The sequence below is a fragment of the Pseudomonas sp. NPDC090208 genome (assembly GCF_044746785.1).
In the GTDB taxonomy this organism is placed as follows: Bacteria; Pseudomonadota; Gammaproteobacteria; order Pseudomonadales; family Pseudomonadaceae; genus Aquipseudomonas.
On the sequence record NZ_JBIVCU010000003.1, the window covers coordinates 580,658 to 587,735 of the forward strand.

Below are 7,078 nucleotides of genomic sequence, written 5' to 3' on the forward strand. Positions count from 1 at the left end.
TCAAACCATAGTCCAGGCTCACAGGCCCGGCGGCGCTTCAGTTAAGGGATTTCAGAACCTGAGGTCGTGAATTCTGTACGTGAATTGACGGCGGATCTTTCACACTATCCGTTCGTTTTATTGAACAACGGACTGCCCATGACCGAACGCCTCACTGCCTCTGCCGGCACACCTCCACGCGCGCTGTTCAGCGTGTTCTGCGTGGCGAGCTTTCTCCTGTCGATCGCCTACGGCTCGACTTTCCTGCTGGCGTTGCTGCTCGCCAGCCATGGCGGTAACGAGAAAGACGCCGGGACGGTCATCTCTGCGGCCATGCTCAGCACCTTTGTAGCTGTGGTTTTTTCCGGACACTTGTGCGACCGACTGGGCGCGGCACGAGCCGTTGCGCTGTGCGGTCTCACCCTGGTGCTGGCGAACCTGGGCTTTGCCCTTGGCGCGGGGGATCTGACCCTGATGATCCTGTTCGGCCTGACGCTGGGTGTCGGCTGGGGCGTGTTCTACACCCTGGGGCCGGTGATCGTGGCCAGCATCGTTGCGCCAGCCCAGCGCGCCCGTTATTTCGCCCTGCTCTCCGGCAGCATGATGAGCGGGATCGGCGCCGCCCCGCTGCTGGGACGCCTGGCCGGCCTGTGGGGCCTGCCGATTGGCAGTGCGTTCTGGCTGGCGGCGTTGTCGAGTCTCGCGGGCGTACTGCTGTTCTGGCGGCTGTCGGCGGCACTGGCCCGCTTGCCGGACAACTCCGCTGCCTCGGCCTCGAAACTGTCGGTGGCCGGCGCGTTGACCGTGCTGCGTTCCGGAGCGGTATTCCCGATTCTGATGGTGGGCCTGGGCGGTGCGGTGTTCGGTGGCCTGTCAAGCTTCCAGACCAGCTATGCCCATGCCCGCTCGCTGGATTACTCACTGTTCTTCGCCGGTTTCATGGGCGCCGCCATCGCCGGCCGCATGCTGGTGGCCGGGCATGTGGTCAAGCGTGATCCCTACATCATGGCCTGCCTGTTATCAGGGCTGATCGTGGTGTCGATCCTGATGTTTCAGTGGGGTGTCGACAGCCGCTTCAGCTACCTGCTGGCTGCCATCGTACTTGGCGTCGGCTACGGCCTGACCTACTCCGTGATCAACGGCCTGGCCGCCAACGAAGCCCCCGCCGGCACGACCACCCAGGCCCTGTTGCTGTTCAGCCTGGCGTACTTCATCGGTGTGTTCGGCTTTCCGTGGCTGGCCGGCAAAATCATCGTCGACCGTGGTGTATCGGCGATGCTGACAATTTTGCTGGGCGTGGCGCTGCTGAACTGGTCGGTGGCGCTTGGACGGTTGCTGTGGCGAGGGATCAGACGGTCGGTGCTGGAGCGTGAAGCTCTTTAGCGGTGTGTCTGGCCTGACGCTTTAGCTGCTAACGCAGCCTTGTTTCGCCCTCAGCACGTTACGCGGATTCGTGTAGGAGCTGGCTTGCCCTGCGACCGGCGACGAAGTCGTCGTAAATCCTGTACACGCGGTGTGTCTGGTTGATCGCTTTAGCTGCTAACGCAGCTTGGTTTCGCCTGGCGGCGAGTTACTTGGAAAAGCCCCAAGTAACCAAGGGCTTCTTACCCCGCCATACGGTGCCTCGCCGCAGGCTCGGCATGCCCTCACTCCGGCAATGCTCCGTGGGCCCGCCGCGAATGGGCCATCCATAGCCCACGCGGCTCTCGCGACATCCTGTCGCTCGACCCACTGCGCATCGCCTGCGTTCGGCCTTCTGGGACGAGGCCCCAAGATCAAAATCCAAAGCAAGATCAAAAGCCGGCGAAACACAAAAACCTTGTGGGAGCGGGCTTGCCCGCGAAGGCGTCCTCAAGACCGCCACCGCCGGCAAGCCGGACTGCTACAGAAGTTTCACCGCGATCTATGTAGGAGCTGGCTTGTCCTGCGACCGGCGACGCAGTCGTCGTAAAACCTGTGCATGCGGTTTGTTTGGCGGATTGCTAGTCTGCTAACGCAGCCTGTTTCGCCTGACGGCGAGTTACTTGGAAAAGCCCCAAGTAACCAAGGGCTTTCTTCCCCGCCATACGGTGCCTCGCTTTGGCTCGGCATACCCTCACTCCGGCAATGCTCCGTGGGCTCGCCGCGAATGGGCCATCCATGGCCCACGCGGCTCTCGCGGCATCCTGCCGCTCGACCCACTCCGCACCGCCTGCGTTCGGCCTTCTGGAACGGGGCCCCAAGATCAAAATCAAAAGCCGTAGCAGCACGGCTTGCCGGCGGTGGCGATCTTGCGGGCCCCACCGCCGGCAAGCCGGACTGCTACAGGGATCGTGGATACACCACAAAACAAAGTGGGAGGGAGCCCTGCTCGCGAAAGCGGTGGATCAGTCAACACAAGGCTGTCTGGACTCACGCCTTCGCGACCCTCGTAAACTCGGATCCCCCCCACGGCCTGCGGCCAGAATCAACAGAAGCAGGTGTTCACGGGTCCGTAGCAGCCCGGCTTGCCCGCGAAGGCGTGTTGTCAGATGCAGCCAACATCCCTGAACAAACAAAAACCCACTGTGGGAGCGAATTCATTCGCGATGCGAAGGCTCAGACGACACATTGGGTGCGGCCATGCAGGCCTCTCGCGAATGCATTCGCTCCCACCGTTTTTCAGGGTGTCGGGCAAATTTCAGCATGCCGCCAGAACCCGCAGCCGTCCGGTGAATAACCTTTGCTTCTGGCCAAAGGCTGTGGGAGGGAGTGTTTCGCCAGCTTTTGATCTGGCTTTTGATTTGGGTTTTGATCTTGGGGCCCCATCCCAGAAGGCCGAACGCAGGCGATGCGCAGTGGGTCGAGCGACAGGATGTCGCGAGAGCCGCGTGGGCCATGGATGGCCCATTCGCGGCGTGCCCACGGAGCATGGCCGGAGTGAGGGAACACCGAGCATTAGCGAGGTGCCGTATGGCGGGGTAAGAAGCCCTTGGTTACTTGGGGCTTTTCCAAGTAACTCGCCGTCAGGCGAAACAGGGCTGCGTTAGCAGCTACAGCGTCAGACCAGACAAACCGAGTGCATAGATTTTACGACGACTGCGTCGCCGGTCGCAGGGCAAGCCAGCTCCTACAAGGGTCCGCGTTCAGGCCAAAACGGGCGCCAGAAACAAAACCACCGCCAAAAGGCGGTGGTTTTTATTGCGCGACAATCAGACCAAGCGTCAGACCTTGACGACCCAACCCGCCGGGCCTTCGATCTCGCCGAACTGAATACCGGTCAGCTCCTTGTACAGACGCTGCGTCACCGGACCCACTTCAGTCTCACTGTGGAACACATGCAGCTTGTCCTTGTAACTGATACCACCAATCGGCGTGATCACCGCAGCAGTACCGCAAGCACCGGCTTCCTTGAACTGATCCAGCTTGTCGATGAACACCTCACCCTCGACCACTTTCAGGCCCAGACGGGTTTCAGCCAGCTCGATCAGCGACAGACGGGTGATACCCGGCAACACCGACGGCGAACGCGGAGTGATGAACTGGTCATCATGGGTGATACCGAAGAAGTTGGCCGAACCGACTTCCTCGATCTTCGAGTGGGTCAGCGGGTCCAGGTAGATCGCGTCGGCAAAGCCGTTCTTCTTGGCTTCGCTGCCCGGCATCATGCTCGCGGCATAGTTGCCACCGACCTTGGCGGCGCCGGTGCCTTGCGGGGCGGCACGGTCGTAGCTGGAGATCACGAAGTTGTGCGGCTTCATGCCGCCCTTGAAGTACGGGCCGACCGGAATGCAGAACACCGAGAAGATGAACTCGGGCGCAGTGCGCACGCCAATGTTGTCACCGACGCCGATCACGAACGGACGCAGGTACAGCGCGCCGCCGGTGCCGTATGGCGGAATGAAACGTTCGTTGGCGCGGACCACTTCCTTGCACGCTTCGATGAACATCTCGGTCGGCACGTGCGGCATCAGCAGACGGCTGCAGCTGCGCTGCATGCGCGCGGCGTTCTGGTCAGGACGGAACAGGTTGATCGAACCGTCCTTGGCGCGGTAGGCCTTCAGACCTTCGAAGCACTGCTGGCCGTAATGCAGCGCGGTGGAACCTTCGCTGATGTGCAGCACGTTGTCTTCGGTCAGGGTGCCCTTGTCCCACTCGCCGTTACGCCAGTGAGCCAGATAGCGCTTGTCGGTCTTGATGTAGTCGAAACCCAGCTTGTCCCAGTTAATGCTTTCGTTACCCATGACACCCTCTATTTCCAGGCCAGCGCTGCCGGTGTGCCCGGCGTCTGGCGTTTCAACAATATTGGCCCGGCGCAGGTTACGGCCCGTTCCGGTGTTTCGCCATATTACTGATTTTTCTCGCCGCAAACCGCCTCCCGCGCACTTAATCGAAAGATTCATCGCAATCCGCCTCGTGCTGTGGTGAAAACAGGGCTTTCACTGCGCTGCCAGCCTGCGCAAAATGGCCGTTCATCCGCCTTCAAGGAAAGAAACCGATGCCTGCTGCCACCCCTGCTCTGCCCAAACACGGCGCCGTATTGTTCGCCAAGGACTTGCCTCGTGTGGCGCGCTTCTACCGCGAACTGGCGGGAATGAGCGAGAACGTCACGGAGAAACGGCTGATCGTGCTGGAATCAGCCACTTTTCAACTGGTCATCCATGGCATTCCCAAAGAAGTGGCCGACCGTCTCGACATCACTACCCCGCCCTTCCGTCGCGTCGATCAGCCGACCAAGCTGGTGTTCCCCGTCGCCAGCCTGGCCATCGCCCGCGCTGCCGCCGCCGAACTGGGTGGCCAGATCGACCCGCCCGGCGCCGAATGGAGCGCCCGCGGGTTCACCGCCTGCGACGGCTTCGACCCGGAAGGCAATGTCGTGCAGTTCCGTCAGGCTGCCGACTGACCTCTCGTCCGCCCGCGCCTGAGCTGTGTCAAAAGCTGAACAACTTGCCTAGCGGATTCGCCAATGTTGCCTATGGTTTGTAAACCGGATGAAACAGGAGGAAGGCCCATGGGTATTGATCAGTTGTTTGCCGATTTGCACAGTCTTCCGAGCATTCCAAAGGTTGCTCAAGACCTGATTCAGCAGTTCGACAGCCCGACATCGAGTCTGGAGAGCATTGCCCGCAACATCGAAAAGGACCCGGTGATTGCGGCGAAAATCCTGCGGCTGGCCAACTCGGCGCGGTTTCGCGGGGCACGGGAGTCGTCGAGCATCGAGGACGCGGCCATGCGCCTGGGGTTCAACACCCTGCGCACACTGGTGCTGGCCTCGGCGGTGACCGGCGCGTTCAAGGCAGGACCGAGTTTCGACCTCAAAGGCTTCTGGCTGAAAAGTTTCCAGATGGCGGGGATCTGCCGTCTGCTGGCGAAACAGTCCGGGGCCGATGCGGAAATCGCCTTTACTTGCGGGGTCATGCACGACATTGGCGAGCTGTTGATCCAGACCGGCGCGCCACAGGTCGCCGAACGCATCAACAGCGCCACCAAGACCGGCACCACCGGCCGCGCGGCCATCGAAACCCTGCAACTGGGCTTCGGTTACCCCGAGGTCGGTGCCGAACTGGCCAAGCGCTGGCAATTGCCGGCGGTGATCCAGCAAGCCATTGCCTATCAGGCCAGGCCGATGCAGGCCCCTGGCGATGCGACCCAGCCACGCATCGTGGCCCAGGCCTTGATCGTGTGCGACGCCCTGGAAAGCTACGGTGGCGCCACGCCAGAAGCGCAGAAAGCCGTGGATGTACCGTTGCTCGAAGGCATCGACCTGAATGCGCTGTTCGCCGCACTGCCAGCGGTGATCGAAGCCGACAAGGCGTTTGCCGAGTTGTTGAGCTAAAGGGCTGCATCTCCCTCCGTAGAGCCGGCTTGCTGGCGAATGCTTTTGGTCATTCACACCTGTAGGTGCCTGACCGAGCGCTTTCGCCAGCAAGCCGGCTCCTACGAAGAGTTCATCAGACGGCATGGCATACAGCGCTCATGGTCGGCTCGTCTAATCTCAGCACACGGCCACCCCCGAGGACCTGTGCATGTTCGATACCCCCGCCCACCCCTCCGTCGATTCCCTGTTGCAGTGGATGAGCGAGCGCCGCTTTGCCGTGTTGACCGGCGCCGGCATCAGCACCTCGTCGGGCATCCCCGATTACCGCGACAGCGATGGCGTGCGCCGGGGGCGGCAGCCGATGATGTTTCAGGAGTTTCTCAACGCCCCGGAAGCCCGCCGTCGCTACTGGGCCCGCGCCATGCTCGGCTGGCCACGGGTTCGTGCAGCGCAACCGAACGCCGCCCACGAAGCCTTGGCGACACTCCAGCGCCACGACATCATCAGCGGCGTCATCACCCAGAACGTCGACACCCTGCACGACCAGGCCGGCAGCCCCGACGTGATCGAACTGCATGGCAGCCTGCACTGGGTGCTGTGCCTGGATTGCCGCCAACGCAGCGAACGCGACGCCATCCAGCGCACCTTGGTGGCGACGAACCCGTACCTGGCCGGTGTTGATGCGACACAGGCGCCGGACGGCGACACCTTGCTCGACCCAGCATTCGAAGCACGCTTTCAAGTGCCGCACTGCCCCTATTGCGGCGGCGAACGCATGAAACCGGATGTGGTGTTCTTCGGCGAAAACGTCGCGCCCCCCACGGCCGCCAAAGCCATGGCCCACGTGGAACATGCAGAAGGTTTGCTGGTGGTCGGTTCCTCACTGATGGCCTATTCAGCGTTTCGCCTGTGCCGCGCCGTGGTCGATCAGGGCAAGCCACTGGTGGCCATCAACATGGGCAAAACCCGCGCCGACGACCTGCTGAACCTGAAAATTGCCGCGTCGTGCGAAATATTGCTGCCGGTCATGGCGCAGCGGTTGGTTGATTTGTAAGGCAGGGGCTGCCTTCAGGAGAGGTAAACCCTGAACACGATGTATCGCAGATACACCGCATTCGCGACCCTCCCACGGCCTTCGGCCAGAAGCAAACAGCTGATTTTGCGCTGTACCTGTAGGAGCGCGCTTGCCCGCGATGGCGGTGTGTCAGCCGGTACAGGTTTGTCTGGGTTGACGCCATCGCGAGCAGAGCTCCCTCCCACGGTGGTGTGATGTTTGTGGGATCTCGGTATGGCAATGCATCCCAACAACCCCAAAATCCTGTA

5 protein-coding genes are annotated in these 7,078 nt (G+C 61.7%); 4 read left to right on the plus strand and 1 reads right to left on the minus strand.

Annotated elements, in window-relative coordinates:
- Positions 1-138: 138 nt before the first annotated feature.
- Positions 139-1,362: an MFS transporter gene (locus tag ACIPL0_RS08295; RefSeq protein WP_400595211.1), complete on the plus strand. Its 1,224-nt coding sequence runs from the start codon at positions 139-141 to the stop codon at positions 1,360-1,362.
- Positions 1,363-3,161: 1,799 nt separating this feature from the next.
- On the opposite strand, the gene ACIPL0_RS08300 is transcribed toward ACIPL0_RS08295, so the two are convergent.
- A complete protein-coding gene (locus tag ACIPL0_RS08300; RefSeq protein WP_400595209.1) occupies positions 3,162-4,181 on the minus strand; it encodes a branched-chain amino acid aminotransferase in 1,020 nt (339 codons plus the stop codon).
- 254 nt (positions 4,182-4,435) lie between these two features.
- Between ACIPL0_RS08300 and ACIPL0_RS08305 the strand changes: the two genes are divergently transcribed.
- From ACIPL0_RS08305 to ACIPL0_RS08315, 3 genes are all read left to right on the plus strand, one after another.
- Complete coding sequence (locus ACIPL0_RS08305; RefSeq protein WP_400595207.1) at positions 4,436-4,840, plus strand: hypothetical protein; 405 nt, start codon at positions 4,436-4,438, stop codon at positions 4,838-4,840.
- Between the two features lie 108 nt (positions 4,841-4,948).
- Entirely contained in the window at positions 4,949-5,773 is an 825-nt protein-coding gene (locus tag ACIPL0_RS08310; RefSeq protein WP_400595205.1) for an HDOD domain-containing protein, read from the plus strand.
- A gap of 190 nt (positions 5,774-5,963) precedes the next feature.
- Positions 5,964-6,809, plus strand: coding sequence for an NAD-dependent protein deacetylase (locus tag ACIPL0_RS08315; protein WP_400595203.1), 846 nt, complete (start codon positions 5,964-5,966; stop codon positions 6,807-6,809).
- Positions 6,810-7,078: the final 269 nt, after the last annotated feature.

Excerpts from the sequence above, each read along its gene's own strand:
- ACIPL0_RS08300 (WP_400595209.1), bottom strand. The coding sequence starts at position 4,181 with ATGGGTAACGAAAGCATTAACTGGGACAAGCTGGGTTTCGACTACATC.
- ACIPL0_RS08305 (WP_400595207.1), top strand. The coding sequence starts at position 4,436 with ATGCCTGCTGCCACCCCTGCTCTGCCCAAACACGGCGCCGTATTGTTC.
- ACIPL0_RS08315 (WP_400595203.1), top strand. The coding sequence starts at position 5,964 with ATGTTCGATACCCCCGCCCACCCCTCCGTCGATTCCCTGTTGCAGTGG.
- ACIPL0_RS08295 (WP_400595211.1), top strand. The coding sequence starts at position 139 with ATGACCGAACGCCTCACTGCCTCTGCCGGCACACCTCCACGCGCGCTG.
- ACIPL0_RS08310 (WP_400595205.1), top strand. The coding sequence starts at position 4,949 with ATGGGTATTGATCAGTTGTTTGCCGATTTGCACAGTCTTCCGAGCATT.